This is a genomic window from Bacillus cereus group sp. RP32, from assembly GCF_040459735.1.
In the GTDB taxonomy this organism is placed as follows: Bacteria; Bacillota; Bacilli; order Bacillales; family Bacillaceae_G; genus Bacillus_A; species Bacillus_A wiedmannii.
In genome coordinates this window covers 1,089,245-1,107,699 of sequence record NZ_JARVHO010000001.1, presented here as the reverse complement: position 1 = coordinate 1,107,699, position 18,455 = coordinate 1,089,245, and the positions used below count along the sequence as shown (strand labels likewise).

The following is an 18,455-nucleotide window of genomic DNA, read 5'->3' as shown; positions in this document are numbered from 1 at the left end:
TAGAGCAGCAAAGATTCAATGAAAACTCGTGCTGCTTACAATACAAATCATTCTATCTATATCTTATGCGAACAAACCATAAGAGACAAACTTTTTTCAAATCTAAAAACGGCTGTCGTACAAAATGGTAAGACAACCGTTCTTCCTGCTACCCTTAACTAAAAATCTCTCTCACTTTCCCAACAACTATATCCGTTCCGAACTTTGTTACTTCATAAGTAGCACTTGCTATTGCCATACCAATTCCTTCTACAACATTAAAGCTTTTTAAGCTTTCTAATTGTTTTTGTTTTTCAGCAACGGAAAACGAACTTCCCAAAATTTCTGATTCAGCACCCGCACCCTCTGTTCCTGTCATATGAGCGATTTGTTCATACGACATTTGCTGATAACCTTTCATACTTTTCAAACCATGATTAGCAAGTGCCACCCCTGCTATTATCATAAGTAAACATAAGGCCGCACTACATATACATAAAAGCGAAAAACGGCTTAAACGATTATCGTCTCTTCCCATCAATGTGTATATGCTCCTGTATTATCTTGGTCAATTTGATGATGCAAGGCTGCATTTAAACCACTCGCTATTACATTCGCCATATCCTCTATGAAAGCATCCACTTCTTTCGGAGTCACCATTAAATTATGACCAAGAGGAGATAACACTTCATAAATTAATTTTCTCTTCTCTTCATCTTCCAGTGTACCTACAGCACCTAAAAACATATTCCGACTCTTTTCATCCGGCATATCTTCTTCTGTTAATTTTTTCTTTTCTCCAAATGTAAAACCGGCTGGTAACAAAGAACGGGAAGGTTTGTTTCCTTCTTTCATCTCCCTTCCAAAATGTTTCAAAATAAAATCAATTGTATCGCTTGTAATCGAAACTGCATCAACCACAGTCGGAACACCAATCGCGATAACAGGAATACCCAATGTTTCTTTACTAAGTTCCTTACGCTTATTCCCAACACCCGATCCAGGATGAATTCCCGTATCAGAAATTTGTATCGTACTATTTACTCGTTCAATAGAGCGGGCAGCTAATGCATCAATTGCAATGACAAAGTCTGGCTTCGTCTTCTCAATGATTCCATAAATGACATCGCTCGTTTCGATTCCTGTAATTCCCATTACCCCCGGCCGAATTGCACTAACAGGCCTAAACCCTTCTTCTACACTTTCAGGCTGCAATTGAAACAAATGTCTCGTTACCAATACATTTTCTACAACGATTGGTCCAAGCGCATCTGGCGTTACATTCCAATTCCCAAGACCAACAATTAAACAACTCGCTTCTTTCGTAACGCCAACCTCTTCTAAGAAATAAGAAAATTCTTTTGCAAAAATGCGCTCTACTTTTTGTTGCAGTTCCGTATCTTGTTGACGTATGCCTTGTACTTCAAGCGTTAAATAACTCCCAGGTTTTTTACCCATCGATTCAGAGGCAATTTCATCAATCGTTACTTTTGTAATGGTAATACCTTCTTCTTCCCTCTCTTTGACAATAACTCCTTGTATCCCTTTTTGCTCTTCTTGACTCTCTTGCAGCATTTCATGTGCCTCGACAGCAAGGTCCGTTCTAACACTATATTTACTTAAATCTAATGGTTCTTTCATCGTATCTCCTCCGTAATTCATAGTAAATATCGTTAGATTTCCCAAAGTTATATAAGGTCATTCTTTCCTTTACGTGAAATTTCATTGATATACTATTGCAATTCTCTTCACCGTTTGATAGAATATCACTTGTTCTATGTTAAGAATCGAGTCATTCGATTGCACCAGGGAGGTGAAAAGTATGGCAAACATCAAATCTGCTATCAAACGCGCTAAACTTAGCGAAGAGCGTCGTTCACATAACGCTTCTATCAAGTCTGACATGCGTTCTGCTGTTAAAACTGTAGAAGCTTTAGTTACTAATAACGATCTTGAAAATGCTAAAGAAGCTTTCAAAACTGCTTCTAAAAAACTTGACAAAGCAGCTCGTAAAGGTCTTATCCACCAAAACGCTGCAGCTCGTCAAAAATCTCGCTTAGCGAAACAAGTAAACGCGTAAGGCGTTTAAAAAACGATCCATTTGGATCGTTTTTTTATATACAAAAAGTTCACGTGCTAAGCACGTGAACTTTTTGTTTCATCACATATGATTTAACCGCATTAAGAAAAACTCAAGTACAAGTTTCTTATCCATTTTTCCAGTCTTCATACTATAATCAGCTTCCGCTAATTCTATAATCACTTTTTTTAATTCTTCAAAAGAGAAAAACTTCGTTTGATTCATCGCTAACTTTACACGATATGGATGCACACCAATATGAGACGCAATTTGATTTTGTCCATAACCACGTTGCTGTAACTCTTTCACTTGATAGAGCAAGCGGAATTGACTTACTAATAACGCAAGCAGTTTAATTGGTTCCTCTTGCTGCGTAAATAATCCATCCAAAATTTGCATCGCACCCGCGATATCTTTTTTTACCACTTTTTCTGTCAAAGCAAACACATTTTGTTCAACCGATTTTGGCACAAGCTCCCCAACGAGTTTCGGTGTAATCTCTCCGCCCATACCGACGTATAACGTTAACTTGTCCATTTCCTTCGCCAACATCGTTACATTACTTCCCACAAGCTCTAACAACAAACTAACAGCTGCATTATCTATATGCACATGCACTTCATCTGCCCGAGCAACAATCCACTTCTGAACATCCTGCACTTGCATCGCATTCGCTTCTACTACATCCGCTGTTTTCTTTAATAGTTTTGTAATTTTTTTTCGTTCATCAAGTTTTTCGTAAGGCGCAACAAAAACAAGAATAGAAAATGGAGAAGGCTCCCCAATATATTCTTCTAAAATTTTTATATTTTGCTCTAATTTTTCTTTTTGTGAAGTTAAAAATAGTGGTGATTTTATTAATATCACTTTACGTTCCCCGAAAAAAGGAAGTGTACGTGCATCCTCAACCACATCTTCTAAATACGCTTCTTCTAAATCATATGTCACAACATTAAACTCGCGATCTTCCTCTTCAAGCGCTTCTGTTGTAATAAGCTTTATCGTTTCATTTATAAAAAACGCTTCCGTTCCATACAGTAAATACACTGGAGCAAACTGCTTCTTTTTAATCTTTTTATGTATATCACTCATACTTTTTCCTACTCCCTAACTTGGCAATATATATTTATACTAATGCCCTAGCTTTCGTTTTACAAGTACAAAGGAACAGGCTTTATGACCCGTTCCTTTATTTATATTAAACGCCACGCAATAAGCCCCGGGTTTCTTATTGGTGTGCGGTAATCACCTTCCCTTTATTATTCACAATAAAAATTCGAGTATAAGTGCCAACTGTTAACATGCTTGGAAACAAAAAACTCGCGTTCCTTAATGATCTAAAGTAGTAAAAACGCTCGATTTCTCTTCACATGGAAATTGTAGATTTTTTTCTGACAATATTTTATACTAAAGTGGAATGTTGGGGAGGGATTCTAAATGAATGATTTTGAACAGAACGTTCAAAGTAAACGCAATGACGCTATTGATTCAGGGGTAGGATTTATCGTCTCATTTGGTTTTTTCGCAACACTTTTCATCATTGCAACTGTTATTAAATTTATCGGTTCTTAAAGACTGCTGCTTACTGGCAGTCTTCTTTTTTATCTATCATGTGTTTCATCATATGTGATTTTGCTACGAAAGGTTCCGTGTTCCACTTTAAAAACATAGGAAATAGCGCCTTGCTTATCCGTACGCCATATTTCAATCCCCATCTTCTCCAAACGCTCTATCACTTCCTTATGAGGATGCCCATACCTATTACGCTCACCGACAGAAATAATCGCTACATCAGGCTGTACAGCGCTCAAAAAAGGCACTATAGATGACGTATTACTCCCATGATGAGCAACCTTTAAAACATCCGCCCGTAAATCTGGATACGTAGCTATTAAAAATTTCTCTCCTTCTTCTTCTAAATCACCTGTAAACAGCCACGTTGCCCCTCCTAATTTTGCCCATATTACAATTGAAGCATTATTTTCACTTCTTGCTTTTCCTGTTGGAGCTAACACAAAAAATTCTGCTTCATTTACGCTCCAACTCTCTCCTTCCCCCACTTCACTTATTTTCACTTCCTTTTCTAATGCCTGTTTCTTTAATAATTTTTCTAATACCGCATCTTGTTCTTTTCGGCCAAATACAACTTCTTTTACGGTTATATTTGATAATAACTCTTGCGCAGCACCTATATGATCCGCATCTCCATGCGTTACAATTAATTTATCAATTGTTTTAATCCCTTCCTTTTGTAAATAAGGGATTAAAATATCATTTCCAACAGAAAATTCATGCTTTTTCCGTTGCCATTCTTCCTTATTTGCACGCATTGTGCCACCGGTATCAATGAGGTAAATCTCTTTATCGTACGGGAGGCGAATTAAAATTGCGTCTCCCTGTCCAACATCAAGAAATGTAACACTCCCACTTTCTCGAAAATACGGATATACATAATGACATGTACAAACAAAAAGAAATATACCCGAAGCTACGAACATAATTTTCTTCGACACCCGCCTTTCCCAAACCATCAATATACTGACAATACTCGCGTAATATAGAGCTACAAGAAGTATAGATGTTTGCCCGAAAACAAGGCGGATAAATGGTAAATTTTCACAATAACTTAGAAAATCATTAGAAAGATTCAAACCTATTGATAGTACATTCGCAAGTCCTTTTGCAAGAAACGGGACGATTGGTATACATACCAAAACGATAATACTACCCGGCAATACAATAAGAGATAAAAACGGAACGTATAGGATATTAAGAAAAATACTATATGGAGAAAAATAACCGAAGTGATATAACAAAATCGGAGTACTAACGAGTTGTGAAATAAAAGAAATATAAATGGAATTTCGGATTACTCCATTACTACTATCTAGTAAAAGCGGGGCTGACAAAAGCAAGGCGAAACTACCAACGAACGAAAACTGAAAGCCAATATTAAAAACAAGATACGGATCAAATATAAGCATACATATAGCTGTAACGCTTAAAGCATCTAAGCTAGATAAACGAATAGAACATATGAAAGCAATCAACATCAACACTCCTGTTATAGAAGCTCTTAGAACAGACGGTGATGCTCCTGCTAAAATCATATATAGAGGAATACAAAAGATAAGACATACTGTCGCTACCTCCCTCGTTACACCACTTCTTAGCAAAATAAAATACACAATCACCATTAACAATACGATATGCGATCCTGAAATCGCCAACAAATGTACAAGACCAAATTGCTGATATTGCTCTTCAACTTCAAATGTCATTTGTTGTCTATCACCGAATACTAATGCATTCATAAAAGCACCTGATTGCGCTGGAAACATTTCTGTAACGCCCGAGATTGCTTGCTGTCTCAAAAGAAGAATCCATTGCACGAGTGACAACGATGTTTTTTGGCATTCAGAAATATATGTAGCCTCCAATATGAAATGAATATTTTGCTTATACAAATAATCACGATAATTAAAACCATGAAAATTCCGAGCTATTGGTGGTTCTTTCCTCTCACCTTCGAATACACATGATACTCCTGCATGTAATTGTCGCAGTTGTTTCTTTTCCAAGGCCGATTTAATTTTGTAACTTAACTGCACTATATTTTTATTCTGATCTTCAACTTGAAATGTTAGGCGATCCCCGTTAATAAGAGGTGTATTTTGTATTAATCCCCTTGTAACTTCGTAAGATCCTCCTAGAGGCTTGTTTTGCCCTTGAATATACGTAGTGTACATAGCGCCACTAAAACACGCTAACATACAAAAAAAGAAGGTTTTAAGCGAAGCACGGTATAAACAATAGAAAACATACAAAACGAGACAACAAGTCAGCAATAAAACTGAAGTGGAAAAGGCAATTGCAATCCCTATGATAAACGAGATTGCAACATAGCCCCATTGTCCATACAACTCATACTCACTCCTTATAGCATCATTTTTGCTTTCGTGAATACATGCTGTAATTCTTCCATTGATAAGTTTTCTTTTTCTAAAGATGCAAATAGTTCTTTTAACTCCATATGACGCTTTTGATCCTCTAATGCTGCAATATTATATTCTAGCGGAACGTGTTTCACTGTTACATTCGCTTTTTCAAATAACTCTACGGCATATGGATGATTTTTATAATCCTGCGCATAATAAACTGCTGTAATACCACTTTGAATAATCGCCTTACAGCATTGTAAACAAGGGAAATGCGTAACATAAATTTCCGCTTCCTCCGTTTTCACACCGAATTTTGCACACTGTAATAAAGCATTCATTTCTGCGTGAATTGTACGAACACAATGATTATCAATAACGTAGCATCCATCATCTATACAATGTACGCCACCTTTAATTGAACCATTATATCCACCAGCAATAATTCGTTTATCACGAACGATTGTCGCTCCTACTGCAAGCCTTGTACATGTACTACGTAAAGATAGCAGATGGCTTTGCGTCATAAAATATTGATCCCATGAAATTCGTTCCATATTTTTCACCTACTTTTTTGTCTACTTGTAGTGTAGCGAATGAAGAAAAACTTCGTCAATCTTTTACGGAATAATAATTTGATCTTTTATTTTTTCCAATGACTTCACACCAATCCCATCAATCTCTAACAAATCTTCTATTTTCTGAAAAGGACCATGTTCTTCTCGATATTTCAAAATATTTTCTGCTTTCCGAGAACCAATGCCTGTAATTTTTTCAAGTTGTTCTTTAGAAGCCACATTTATTTGAACTTTCCCCTCCCCCTTTGAAATAGCAGCTACCTCTTGCACTTGTTCGTTTTCATTCGGTACATAAAGGATCATTTGGTCTTGTACCATTTGTGCTAAATTCACCTTCTTCCTATCTGCCTCGGGTAAAAAACCACCGGCCTTTTCAATAGCATCCTTGACCCGGTCCCCTTCTTTCATTTCATACACCCCTTCTTTAACAACAGCCCCTTTCATATCAATTACAATTATTTTTTTTTGCTGCTTTGTATCCGATATTTTTGGTTTACTTTTCTTCTCTAGCTCTTTCGCTTGAACATCCGTTGCAATGACCGTTCGCTCTGTATGCTGGTTCGTTTTCCAAAAAAGAAGAAAAAGTACAGTTCCAATAATAGCTACTAATCCTAACCATTTCTTTGGAAAATCCCACATCATTTTACACCTCTAATCATAAATTTATAACATCATTCATATTGTTTAGGAGAAAGCTGTTACGAAGGAGGGATGAAACATTGAACATAGGAATTATAGGGACAGGGAACATGGGGAATATACTAATCGACGCATTTTTAGAAACCCGTGCTGTCAAACCTTCGTGCCTTACAATCATTAATCGAACGCCCGCCAAAGCATATCATATAAAGGAAAAATACCCTTCTGTTCATATAGCCAAAACTATCGATGAGGTAATCGAACGATCACATCTTATTTTTATTTGTGTAAAGCCGATAGATATATACCCGATCCTACAAAAATACGCTGAACATTTTTCTGATGAAAAGTGCTTAGTTTCTATCACAAGTCCAATATCTCCGTCACAATTAGAGACACTTGTACCTTGCCACGTTGCACGTATCATTCCAAGCATTACAAACCGCGCCCTGTCTGGTGCATCACTATTTACATTTGGAAGTAAATGCTCTGAAGAGTGGCAACAAAAGCTATTTCGCCTATTCAAAAACATTTCTACTCCCCTTATGATAGAAGAAGATATAACGCGCGTTTCATCTGATATAGCAAGCTGCGGCCCTGCATTCTTTAGTTATTTATTACAATGTTTCATTAACGCTGCTGTAGATAAAACAAATATTACACATGAAGAAGCCACTACTTTAGTAAGTGAAATGGTCGTTGGAATGGGGAAACTACTTGAAAAAGAGATTTTCACATTGCCTACTTTACAAGAAAAAGTATGTGTTAAAGGCGGCGTTACAGGAGAAGGCATTCGTGTTTTAGAAGAACATGTTGGGGATATGTTTCATAAATTAATTGAGCGGACACATGAGAAATTTGATGAAGATTTAAAATGCGTCGATCAACAATTCAATAAACACACATAATAAATACGTCATCGTCATTCCAAATCCTTTTTATAAATACTTACTTTTTTACATTACACTTTCACTTAAACTAGTATTTTCACACTTCACGTATATCATCTTCTTATTATGCTAGAACTAAAATTACAACTTCTTTACAAAACAAAAGCAACCTTCTCGGTTGCTTTTGTTTTACCCGTTTTTCTTCGCCATGAAGAAAATACGCTCTGTTTGTTCTGTAACTTCAAGTCGCTCAAAGTCACCAGTGACGCGAAGCACGGTAAAACCAGCTTCTTCAAGCCATTTCGTTAACTCTTCGACCTGATATGCACGTTGCACGTGACATTCGTCAAAACGATGGTACACATCTTCTTCTGGGTCTTGAACAAAGAATGTTAAATCATGTTCTACACTATTTGATTCTTCACCAGGGAAGCAATTCCAAATAAGAGATATTTCTTCTCCATTCACTGTGTATGTTTCATTTTGAAATACATGATGTATTTTATATAAAGAATGTACATCAAATAAAAACAAACCATCTTGACGTAAATGGTGAAACACTCTTCGAAATGTTTCTTGCACTCCATCTTCTTGCAATACATAGTTTAATGAATCACAAAAGATCGTTACACAGTCAAACTCACCTGGAACGTCAAGCTCTCGCATGTCTTGTTGGTAAAAAGGAATAAAGTATCCTTCTCCGCCCAGTTTTTGCTGAGCGACCGTTAACATCTCTTCTGAAAGATCGACACCGATTAAATCGTAACCCTTTTGTACAAGCGGAAGTGTTACATTACCAGTACCGCATGCTACATCAAGAATCTTCGCCTCTTTCATATCCGCTTGCTGTAAACTCTCCTCTGTAAATTCCACCCATTTATCATAAGGAACATCATTCATTAGTTCGTCGTACAACAATGCAAATTGTTCGTATTTCATTGGTCTAGCTCGTCTGTAATATCCTCACGTGGCACATCGCCCCAAAGACGCTCTAAATTATAGTGATTACGCTCATCTTTATGGAATACATGAGCAACTACATCTCCAAGGTCAACTAGTACCCAGCGTGCTTCGTCAAAACCTTCCATACGTTGTACGTCGATTTGGAACTCATGTGCTTTTGATTTAATTTCACGCGCAATTGCTTGCACTTGCTTATCTGAGTTACCGTGACAAATAATGAAATAATCTGCAATTGGTGAAATACCTTGCATATTTAGGACAACCATATCTTCTGCTCTCTTATCATCAGCTGCTTTTGCTGCTAATACTAATAACTCTTTATCTTTCATTTACTAATTTCCTCCTTGATAACTGCGTTGTATGTTTGGAATGTTAATGGATAAATCGTTTGATTTTTTTCCATTAAAAATTGAATTGTTCGCTTTAACGCAAATAATAAAGCTTGATTTATATCCGTATATGCGAGTTTACGAGCTTCCTCCACCCCTGGAAACTTTCGCCCAGGCTCAATGTAATCAGCTACATAAATTACTTTATCTAACATCGTCATTTTCTCATGACCACTTGTATGATATGTAATAGCTTGCAGGATTTCATGATCCGTAATGCCTACTTCTTTTTCTACTAAGTATGCCCCAACAGGCGCATGCCATAACTCTTTGTTATAACAAAGTAAATCTTTCGGCAAATCTTCACTTTTAATAATCTCTTCCATCTCAGAAATCGCTCTACACTTCGCATAATCATGGAATATAGCTGCAACTTCAGCCTTTTTTTCATCCACACCGTATAACTTAGCAAGTTCAATTGCTGTCTCCATTACACCAATTGTGTGTATGTAACGTTTTTCATGCATTTGTTGTTTGACAATATGAAGTGCTTTCTCACGATTCATACAACCCATTCCTCTCGATATACACCTGTACTTTTTCAGGAAGTAAATATTTACATGTTCGCTTCTCTTTATATCTCTCACGCAATAAAGATGAAGAAACTGCAAACTCCGGAATTTCCACAGTGGTGATAGGATAAGGCGTACGCAATGTATAACCAGGTCTTGCAACCCCAACAAACGTCACAAGATCGAGTAACGCTTCAATGTTATACCACTTCGGTAAATACTCAACCATATCTCCACCAATAATAAAGTGAAACTGCACATCCGGATACTTCTTCGTCAATTGTAACATAGTGTCATACGTATAAGATGGGCCCTTCCTGCTTAGCTCTTCTAAACAAATAGAAAAATGTTCCTCCGCCTCAGTCGCAAGCTCTAACATTTGTAAGCGATTTTCTACACTTGTAATATTCCGTCCTTGTTTATGCGGTGGAATTTGGTTCGGTAAGAACCATACTTCTTCTAAATTCAAAGCATGATATACTTCATTTGCAATTAGCAAATGCCCATAATGTGGCGGATCAAATGTACCGCCAATGATGCCAATTTTTCTCAAAAGAAACGCCCCTTCCTTTTACCTACAGTAACTCTCTTCATTCCTATCCGAAGAGAGTTCACTGTTAATAAAAGTTCAATTGGTTTCGCTCTCTACATCATTACGCACTAACGATAAAAAAATAGCATATGCTAGTCTTTTGATCGAGGAAGTTTAATTTGTTTATTTTCTCTAGATTCTTTGTATAAAACGATTGTACTTCCAATTACTTGAACGATTTCAGCACGTGCGCCTTTTGCAAGTTCTTCTGCAACTTCACGACGATCGAATTCACAGTTTTGTAGCACACTTACTTTAAATAGTTCACGAACTTCTAAAGTATCTGCGATTTGTTTAATCATATTTTCATTTACTCCGCCTTTTCCTACTTGAAAAATTGGTGTTAAATGATGTGCTTGTGCACGTAAAAATCTTTTTTGTTTTCCTGTTAACATATATGTTAGCCTCCAAGCTTTCTTATAACTAATTGTTTCATTCTATCGATATTCGGTACACGCCCTGTCCACATTTCAAATGCAAGTGCACCTTGATAAACAAACATATCAATACCATTTTGAATCATCGCACCTTGCTCTTTTGCCTCACATAAAATTTTCGTTTCAAATGGATTATAAATTATATCTGATACAATCGTCCCTTTTTTTAACGAAGAAATTTGTAATGGCGTATATTCGACGCGTGGATGCATACCTATTGTTGTCGTCTGAATGATAATATCATAATTCCCTTGTTCTTCTGTTGCTTTTTCTAAAGATAAAGGAACAGAATGAACAGTAGCTGTACATGCAGCAATAAGTTCTTTCGCCTTATCTACTGTACGATTAGCTACATCAATCTCTTTCACACCTACATCAGCAAGAGAAAAATAAATAGCTCGACTAGCACCACCTGCGCCAAGCAATAAAATACGTTTCTCCTGAAGTGGTTCACTACTAATTGACTGCAGCGCTCGGACAAAACCAATTCCATCTGTATTGTAGCCAATCAATTTCCCATCCTTATGAACCACTGTATTTACTGCACCAATTTGTTTTGCTAGCGGGTCAATCTCATCCAAATAATCCATAATAGCAACTTTGTGCGGAGTGGTTACATTAAATCCTGAAATACCTAATGCTTTTAAACCTCTTACTGCTTCCCCTAGCACTTCCTCTTTAACAAGAAATGCATGATAATGGGCATCCATATTCAAGTGTTCAAATGCATCGTTATGCATAACAGGCGATAATGAATGTCCAATTGGATTTCCGATTACACCATATAATTGTTTCATAAATCCCTCTCCATATTAAATTAAAGATTTACGTAGCGAAACACTTACTCCTTTTGGTACGTGTGCAACAATTTTTGCTCCCGGTTCGTTTACCGTAACCCATCCTAATCCAGAGAATACAACATCCGTTTTTGGTTCACGAATATTAAATTCGTATTTCACTAACTCTGGCATATTTTCTAATTCTTCTGGTGTTGGCGGGCTTAGTAAATCCCCAGCATGATTTTTATACAATTCATCTGCTTTCTCAAGCTTTGTACGATGGATTGTTAAACGATTCGAGAAGTGACAAGTAAATGCACGACGACCACCACTTACATAATCAAAACGTGCCAATCCACTGAAGAATAATGTTTGTTCTTCATTTAATTGGAACACCATTGGCTTAATTTCTTTTGTTGGTGTAATAAGCTTTAAGCTTTCTTTTCCAACATAATGAGCCATTTGATGGTGGTTAATAATACCTGGCGTATCATATAAAGAAGATTCTTCGTCTAACGGAATATCAATTAAATCAAGTGTTGTTCCTGGGAAATGAGATGTTGTAATTACATTTTCAGTCTCATCACTAAATTCTTTAATCATACGATTAATAAATGTTGATTTTCCTACATTCGTACATCCAACAACGTAAACATCTTTTCCGCCGCGGTAATACTCAATAGCATCTGCCAACTCAGCAATCCCTTGTCCCTTTGCTGCACTAATTAAAAAGACATCTTCTGGCTTTAATCCTAGCTGCTTTGCACTATAGCGCATCCAATGCTTTACTTTATCATGTTTTACTGACTTAGGAATTAAATCAGCTTTATTTCCAACAAGTAATACTTTATTATTTCCCACGAAACGATGTAGGCCAGGTAACCAGCTACCATTAAAATCAAAAATATCTACAATTTTAACTACTAACGCATCCGATTTTCCAATTCCATTTAAAATGCGTAGGAAGTCATCATCTGTTAATGATACATCTTGAATTTCGTTATAATGTTTCAAGCGAAAACAGCGTTGACAAATTACTTGTTCTTTCTCTAAAGATGAGGTAGGAGCATATCCCACTTCGTTTTTATCTTCTGTTTGAATTTCTACACCGCAACCAATACATTTAATTGTTTCAGTCAAACTTTATTCCTCCCAGTTAATTAAACCTTTTTTCTTCATATTTCTCATAATTCTTCGTTCAATTTTCCGATTAAAGCGCGTTACTAATCCGTCGGTTTGTGCTACCGGTACAACTAAAATTGTATGAAGTCCCACTCGGTTTCCACCTAAAACATCCGTTAGTAACTGATCTCCAATTACTACAACTTCATCTGGTTGTAAACGCATCTCTTGTATCGCACGCTTAAACGCGCGAACAAATGGTTTACGCGCACTATGAATAAATGGAATACCTAATGGATCAGCAAAGTCTTTCACACGTTGCTCATTATTATTTGAAACGACCGTTACTTGAATACCTTGCTCTTTCATTTTCAAAAACCATTCTTCAAGTTGTGGCGTTGCATTTGGACGATCCCATTCAATTAACGTGTTATCTAAATCAGTAATGACACCTTTAATTCCACGTTTTTTCAAATCTTCTGGTTGAACATGATATACATTTTTCACATATTCATTTGGTAAAAATAGCTTCAATTTCTTTCACCTCTTTGAGGAGTTTTCATAAAAATTTTTCGACAACATATTTCGATATATGACCTGTGGATAAAATTGTACACATTTTCCACATTAATTTTTCAGCTAATTTGGAATTTACTAACAATATATACACATTTTATCCACCTAGGTATGTGGATAACCACTCGTTTGTGACTGTCATATTTTTTTGGTACATTAAATGCAACAACGAATCAATCCTTAAATTATTAGGAGGTGACTCACCTTGAAAACAAAATATATGGAACAGTTGTCTACTGAGTTACTCACTGAGTCTTATTATAAAGCAAAAGAACTAAAATTAAATCCCGACTTCATTTTACTTATAAAACAAGAAATGATTAGACGCTCATTAGAGGACAAGCTTGTCAAATCATCTTGATTACATATAAAGTGAAATTTTAATGAGCTAACTTGTAAAAAGAGCCATCCTGCGATGGCTCTCGAATAAACAAGTACTCCCATCTAGGGAATTTCATCATTAAGCATCTTTGTCCATAACTCTTGCTTACAGTTATAAAATGTTTTCTTTACTTATGAGCCGAACGAGTAGCAATTTTTTCACCAAGACGAAGCTCTTGTCCACTCTTCAATTCCTGCACTACTTCTATCATATCTTTTTCAAACAATAACACAACTGTTGAGCCAAATGTAAAGTATGCCATTTCTTCACCTTTTTGAACAGTGTCTCTTTCATGCAACAGCTCAATACTATTAACAAACATAGCTCCTACTTTTACAAGTGCCATATGTTCACCGTCACTATTTACTTCTGTAACAGAGCGATAATTTTTTGACAATGGCTCTTTCCCATATTCCATACCAGCTGCATTTACCGGATATGACTTTCTACCAAGTACAAACCTTTCAGTCACAGAACCAGAAAGCGGACTATGAATACGATGATAATGACTTGGGCTTAAATAAATAACCATGTATGTACCACCTGCATATCGCTTTGCACGTTCTTCATTACCTAGCATATCCACGATTGAATAACGCTTACCTTTAATATCAAATGTTTTTGTGTCCTCAATAGGACCGTGATCAGCAAAAACACCATCAACAGGACTAACGATACTCGATGCATCTGTATCAACACTACGCTTTCCTTCTTTTAGCTTACGCGTAAATAATTCATGCAATGTTCTATATTCCTTCAAACCCTTTTCCATCTCATCTTGGTTAATTTGAAAAACTTTCGCATACGATGGAATAATGATAGAGCTCAAACGAGATTGTGCAAATTTACGTAATATATAAGAAGTAAAACGACCATTTGTAAGTTCGATCATAAGTCGATATAATGTACGTCGCAAATTGCGAAACCTCCTAATCAGTCTATAACTTTAGCTTCCCCTTCTTTTCCTTCTATATCATATGTAAAATTGGTTCTTATTCCCACATATCATATAGAACTGTTTCATTATACATGCGGAAAACTAAGTATGGTATTATTCTTAAATTGTTTAGCACCCTCTAATATTACAGATAGAATCCGTCATTTTCAACAGTGAACATAGATTTCTTCTGAACACAACTCTTTTTCTTTCCTTATTTACAAAAAGAAAAGCAGCCCATTTTAAAATATGGCTGCTTGCAATGTACATTATTCTTTCGCTTTTTTCTCTTTCTCAGCTCTTACAAATTCATGGAACATTTTCATTAAAGCGCGCTTTTCAATTCTTGATACGTAGCTTCTGGAAATACCAAGTGCCTTCGCAATCTCTCGTTGCGTTTTCTCCTTATCAAGCCCCAGTCCAAAACGCTTCACGATTACTTCTTTCTCTCGTTCGTCTAAAATATCGATATACTCTTTAATCTTTTCTAACTCCATACTAAGCTGAATCATATCAATTACATCTTCAGACTCTGATTTTAATATATCGATAAGCGATATTTCATTCCCCTCTTTATCTTGCCCGATTGGATCATGAAGTGAAACGTCTTTTTTCGTTTTTTTCAGTACACGTAAATGCATTAAAATTTCATTTTCAATACAGCGTGCTGCATACGTCGCAAGTTTTGTGCCTTTTCCTGCCGAATAGCTCTCGATCGCTTTAATGAGCCCAATTGTACCAATTGAAATTAAATCTTCTGCATCTTCCCCTGTGTTTTCAAATTTTTTAACGATATGAGCTACAAGCCGTAAATTATGTTCAATTAACAGATTTCTCGCTTGAGCATCACCTTGCTCCATTAACTCTAAGTACTTTCTCTCATCGTCTGATGATAACGGCTGCGGAAACGCATTATTCTTCACATAAGAAACAAAGACAAACACTTCTCGAACCATATATCCAATTGCGGCGAATAGACTCAAACCTTTCACCTCCGCCAAAATAGTGGTCTTTACTATGTGTATGTGGGCGTGAGGTTGTTTGTGTCTGTACTAAGCAAATATGGAACCCTTAACTTATTGGAGAACTAAATGAACCCTATCGCTTGAATTACATTTTCATTATATTATAATTTACAAAGTGCAAAAAATTAGAAAGAGGTGTTTTCATGCCATACTCAACTGTAAAAATCAGAAACTCTATCGTACTCATTTTATCACTCTTCCTACTTTCAGCCTGTGAACAACAAAATACAAATACACAAACTGATAACAACAAAAAGGAAACTGTGACAACAAAAGATAATACAAACACCGAAAACAAGAACAAACCCGAAGAACAGGAAAAAGCTAAAAATCAAACAAAAACTAAAAACCAAGCAATGCCTGAAGATCCAGTAAAACCTGAAGAACAGACAAAAATTAAAGAAAAACAAGACAACGCTACAAATATAAACATAACAGCAAGCAAGGCTAAAGAAATCCTCATCCAAAAATTCGGAACATTAGATGAAAATGAAGTTACATACAATCTTCTACCTAGTGAAAGCTCGGCAAAAAATAAAATTAATAATAAACTGGGTACTGATTACTATACTTTCACGCCTCAATTTGATAATTATCGTGCTGATTTCACCTTTTCTGTTCATAAACAAACAGGAGAAATTATTGTTAATGGGAGTGAGGGTAGCACATTAACTGAATCAGAATTTAAAAATACACAAGAAAATCAACAAGTTAATAAACAAACTGGGAAACAATCGAATGAACCAATAAACAAACCCGCCGATATTACTACATTCACAAGTGAGGATGCCATAAAAATCTTAGAAAAAACGATGGGACCTCAAACAGCTCAACTACACTATGGCGCCACAACTGAACCTATCGGAATAATCAACGGAATTAAACTATACGATGTTTTCTATGCACGTGGAGAGGGCGAGCGCCAACGCGTTTACAACTTTGCAGTAGGTTCGGATGGAAATATATATGATTGGTATGAAGCTCAAAAAGGCATACTTAAAATCCACTAATATCTCTTATTCATATAACTAAAAGCCAATCGAGATTCTCGATTGGCTTTTCATAAAACTATTCACTCCAAATCTTTTCCCCCGTATGCGCATCAATATAACGAATTTCTCGACTACAATCGAAGGATTCTTTATAATTTTCATCCGTCGTTTGTTTATACAGTAGTTCGTAGTTCGTTTCCTCTACGTCATTTTCTAAAAACCATTCTAAATTAACTCGCATGGCCCCTCTGTATATTGCTAACGCTTTTTCCTTTTTTACTTTTGGTGTTGTTTCGTATGTAAGCAATTCTTTTATAAGGTTGCTAGACTCTCCGGAATAATGCACCACAGCCCCATTTTCCGCATTGATATTAACCATAAATTGCTTATACTCTGCCGGAATGCCATTCACATATACGGAAAAGGTAAATCTTTCAATCCCATCTTCTGCTTCTTCACGTTCTTCCCAAAGACGTAGATATTGTGTGACATCTGGAATAACTTGTTCCAAAAATTGAAGTGCTTTTTGTAAACATTCCTCTCTAGGAAATATTTGCTTTACTTCTTTATCGTCTGTCAGTTTTATAAAACCAGTTAATTCATTGGTAGATTTATCAACCGTAATGCCAATTAAATTATTATATTTTAACATCGGTAAATGCTTTTTAAAGAATTCATTCATTAAATATGGATTCTTTTCTTCTTTCTGTTTTTGTAATTCCTCTTTCGGAACAAATTTCATTCTTATTTCATCATCATTTTCCGTCTCAGCTACTTTTGTAAAATTTTCTTTATTCCATTCAAACAAATCGAATATATCGTCTGGCCGGCTACCTTTTTTCGGTTTTTCAACAGCTACAGTTGAAGGCAATTTATAATGATCGGGCCCAAATAAATCTTTACCTGTACTTGCATTAATAAACGCATGACTAGGTTCTGGTTCATATACAAGATGGTTCCCTGTTACTTCTTCTCCATTTTCATACTCACATGAAGAGTGTGTTAAATCTACAAATACAAGTCTCATATCTTGTCTAGCTTTCAAATTTTCTAAAACGACGTTCTCCTCAACAATTTCACTTGGCCATAACGGTTTTTTCTCGATAGCTTTTTGTCCATTATAACGAAAATGCACAACATTACCTGAAGGATGAACTCGCACAACACACCCTGTATTCGGTAATGGATAGCCATTTACTTCTTGCATATAATTTACTTCTTTCCGACCACGCCTGTCGTCCTTAACCGTTACATATATATAAAATTCATATTCTTCTTTTGTATATTTTTTTAAGAATGCATTTGCAATCTCTCTTGCTTTATTCTCTCCTATCGCTTCCTTACCACTCGAACTCGAAAAATATTTTTTATCATCTATACTAAATTCGATTAAATTACCAGTATGTCTATTCAGCGTAATTTGTATCGTTCTCTCCTCATCCTCTTTATGTTCCCACCATAATAGATGATATGGGTCATCCACACCTTCTTGATCATCTACGACAAGCCTATAATCATCTGGAATATCAATCATATGAGCCACTTGCTCTTTTCTTTCTTTATCTTTTTGATTCATCATACCTCTCCTCCATTACAATTTAAGGTAATTATAACAAATAAAACTAAATGACTATAAACAAAAAAG

22 protein-coding genes are annotated in these 18,455 nt (G+C 36.0%); 5 read left to right on the top strand and 17 right to left on the bottom strand.

Going from position 1 to position 18,455, the window contains the following annotated elements; translation table 11 throughout:
• Nucleotides 1-154 precede the first annotated feature (154 nt).
• A complete protein-coding gene (locus QCI46_RS05720; RefSeq protein WP_002107663.1) occupies nucleotides 155-520 on the bottom strand; it encodes a YqxA family protein in 366 nt (121 codons plus the stop codon).
• The gene (gpr, locus tag QCI46_RS05715; protein WP_000662625.1) at nucleotides 517-1,620 is read right to left on the bottom strand and encodes a GPR endopeptidase; all 1,104 of its coding nucleotides are present in this window, start codon (nucleotides 1,618-1,620) and stop codon (nucleotides 517-519) included. The genes QCI46_RS05720 and gpr overlap by 4 nt, the downstream gene beginning before the upstream one ends.
• A 181-nt stretch (nucleotides 1,621-1,801) precedes the next feature.
• Between gpr and rpsT the strand changes: the two genes are divergently transcribed.
• Nucleotides 1,802-2,059, top strand: a complete 258-nt coding sequence (rpsT, locus tag QCI46_RS05710; protein WP_001274014.1) for a 30S ribosomal protein S20 — start codon at nucleotides 1,802-1,804, stop codon at nucleotides 2,057-2,059.
• Nucleotides 2,060-2,140: 81 nt separating this feature from the next.
• Here the strand turns inward: rpsT and holA are convergent, their stop codons facing one another.
• Complete coding sequence (holA, locus tag QCI46_RS05705) at nucleotides 2,141-3,151, bottom strand: DNA polymerase III subunit delta (RefSeq protein WP_001279932.1); 1,011 nt, start codon at nucleotides 3,149-3,151, stop codon at nucleotides 2,141-2,143.
• A gap of 345 nt (nucleotides 3,152-3,496) precedes the next feature.
• Between holA and QCI46_RS05700 the strand changes: the two genes are divergently transcribed.
• Nucleotides 3,497-3,631 carry a YqzM family protein gene (locus QCI46_RS05700; protein WP_000997609.1) on the top strand — a complete coding sequence of 45 codons (135 nt, stop codon included), beginning with the start codon at nucleotides 3,497-3,499 and terminating at the stop codon, nucleotides 3,629-3,631.
• A 29-nt stretch (nucleotides 3,632-3,660) separates the two neighbouring features.
• Here QCI46_RS05700 and QCI46_RS05695 read toward each other — a convergent pair whose 3' ends face one another.
• The 3 genes from QCI46_RS05695 to QCI46_RS05685 form a co-directional block, all read right to left on the bottom strand.
• Nucleotides 3,661-5,982 carry a DNA internalization-related competence protein ComEC/Rec2 gene (locus QCI46_RS05695; protein WP_353839774.1) on the bottom strand — a complete coding sequence of 774 codons (2,322 nt, stop codon included), beginning with the start codon at nucleotides 5,980-5,982 and terminating at the stop codon, nucleotides 3,661-3,663.
• A 14-nt stretch (nucleotides 5,983-5,996) separates the two neighbouring features.
• On the bottom strand, nucleotides 5,997-6,554 hold the full coding sequence (locus tag QCI46_RS05690) for a ComE operon protein 2 (RefSeq protein WP_000439786.1): 558 nt from the start codon (nucleotides 6,552-6,554) through the stop codon (nucleotides 5,997-5,999).
• A gap of 63 nt (nucleotides 6,555-6,617) precedes the next feature.
• Nucleotides 6,618-7,217 (bottom strand): helix-hairpin-helix domain-containing protein, encoded by a 600-nt coding sequence (locus QCI46_RS05685; RefSeq protein WP_353839773.1) that lies wholly within the window; start codon nucleotides 7,215-7,217, stop codon nucleotides 6,618-6,620.
• Between the two features lie 77 nt (nucleotides 7,218-7,294).
• Between QCI46_RS05685 and comER the strand changes: the two genes are divergently transcribed.
• Nucleotides 7,295-8,122, top strand: a complete 828-nt coding sequence (gene comER, locus QCI46_RS05680; RefSeq protein ID WP_098076748.1) for a late competence protein ComER — start codon at nucleotides 7,295-7,297, stop codon at nucleotides 8,120-8,122.
• A gap of 171 nt (nucleotides 8,123-8,293) precedes the next feature.
• On the opposite strand, the gene QCI46_RS05675 is transcribed toward comER, so the two are convergent.
• The 8 genes from QCI46_RS05675 to QCI46_RS05640 form a co-directional block, all read right to left on the bottom strand.
• A complete protein-coding gene (locus QCI46_RS05675; RefSeq protein WP_000873069.1) occupies nucleotides 8,294-9,043 on the bottom strand; it encodes a class I SAM-dependent methyltransferase in 750 nt (249 codons plus the stop codon).
• Entirely contained in the window at nucleotides 9,040-9,396 is a 357-nt protein-coding gene (gene rsfS / locus QCI46_RS05670; RefSeq protein WP_000653210.1) for a ribosome silencing factor, read from the bottom strand. The genes QCI46_RS05675 and rsfS overlap by 4 nt, the downstream gene beginning before the upstream one ends.
• A complete protein-coding gene (yqeK, locus tag QCI46_RS05665; RefSeq protein WP_048541499.1) occupies nucleotides 9,393-9,962 on the bottom strand; it encodes a bis(5'-nucleosyl)-tetraphosphatase (symmetrical) YqeK in 570 nt (189 codons plus the stop codon). Before yqeK ends, rsfS begins: the two co-directional genes overlap by 4 nt.
• Nucleotides 9,952-10,521, bottom strand: a complete 570-nt coding sequence (nadD, locus tag QCI46_RS05660) for a nicotinate-nucleotide adenylyltransferase (protein ID WP_001226041.1) — start codon at nucleotides 10,519-10,521, stop codon at nucleotides 9,952-9,954. Before nadD ends, yqeK begins: the two co-directional genes overlap by 11 nt.
• A 131-nt stretch (nucleotides 10,522-10,652) precedes the next feature.
• Nucleotides 10,653-10,955 (bottom strand): ribosome assembly RNA-binding protein YhbY, encoded by a 303-nt coding sequence (yhbY, locus tag QCI46_RS05655; protein ID WP_048541496.1) that lies wholly within the window; start codon nucleotides 10,953-10,955, stop codon nucleotides 10,653-10,655.
• A 5-nt stretch (nucleotides 10,956-10,960) separates the two neighbouring features.
• Nucleotides 10,961-11,794 carry a shikimate dehydrogenase gene (aroE, locus tag QCI46_RS05650; protein WP_353839772.1) on the bottom strand — a complete coding sequence of 278 codons (834 nt, stop codon included), beginning with the start codon at nucleotides 11,792-11,794 and terminating at the stop codon, nucleotides 10,961-10,963.
• Between the two features lie 15 nt (nucleotides 11,795-11,809).
• On the bottom strand, nucleotides 11,810-12,916 hold the full coding sequence (gene yqeH, locus QCI46_RS05645; protein WP_048541493.1) for a ribosome biogenesis GTPase YqeH: 1,107 nt from the start codon (nucleotides 12,914-12,916) through the stop codon (nucleotides 11,810-11,812).
• A 3-nt stretch (nucleotides 12,917-12,919) separates the two neighbouring features.
• Complete coding sequence (locus tag QCI46_RS05640; RefSeq protein ID WP_000765310.1) at nucleotides 12,920-13,432, bottom strand: YqeG family HAD IIIA-type phosphatase; 513 nt, start codon at nucleotides 13,430-13,432, stop codon at nucleotides 12,920-12,922.
• Between the two features lie 247 nt (nucleotides 13,433-13,679).
• Here QCI46_RS05640 and sda point away from each other — a divergent pair, with 247 nt between their 5' ends.
• Nucleotides 13,680-13,835 (top strand): sporulation histidine kinase inhibitor Sda, encoded by a 156-nt coding sequence (sda, locus tag QCI46_RS05635; protein ID WP_000853283.1) that lies wholly within the window; start codon nucleotides 13,680-13,682, stop codon nucleotides 13,833-13,835.
• 148 nt (nucleotides 13,836-13,983) lie between these two features.
• Here sda and QCI46_RS05630 read toward each other — a convergent pair whose 3' ends face one another.
• Together QCI46_RS05630 and sigK are read right to left on the bottom strand one after the other, a co-directional pair.
• A complete protein-coding gene (locus QCI46_RS05630; RefSeq protein WP_001255007.1) occupies nucleotides 13,984-14,772 on the bottom strand; it encodes a phosphatidylserine decarboxylase in 789 nt (262 codons plus the stop codon).
• Nucleotides 14,773-15,062: 290 nt separating this feature from the next.
• On the bottom strand, nucleotides 15,063-15,776 hold the full coding sequence (gene sigK / locus QCI46_RS05625) for an RNA polymerase sporulation sigma factor SigK (RefSeq protein ID WP_000051382.1): 714 nt from the start codon (nucleotides 15,774-15,776) through the stop codon (nucleotides 15,063-15,065).
• Between the two features lie 185 nt (nucleotides 15,777-15,961).
• Here sigK and QCI46_RS05620 point away from each other — a divergent pair, with 185 nt between their 5' ends.
• Nucleotides 15,962-16,828, top strand: coding sequence for a hypothetical protein (locus tag QCI46_RS05620; protein ID WP_353839771.1), 867 nt, complete (start codon nucleotides 15,962-15,964; stop codon nucleotides 16,826-16,828).
• 58 nt (nucleotides 16,829-16,886) lie between these two features.
• Here QCI46_RS05620 and QCI46_RS05615 read toward each other — a convergent pair whose 3' ends face one another.
• Nucleotides 16,887-18,386, bottom strand: a complete 1,500-nt coding sequence (locus QCI46_RS05615) for a YcdB/YcdC domain-containing protein (RefSeq protein WP_353841837.1) — start codon at nucleotides 18,384-18,386, stop codon at nucleotides 16,887-16,889.
• Between the last annotated feature and the right edge of the window lie 69 nt (nucleotides 18,387-18,455).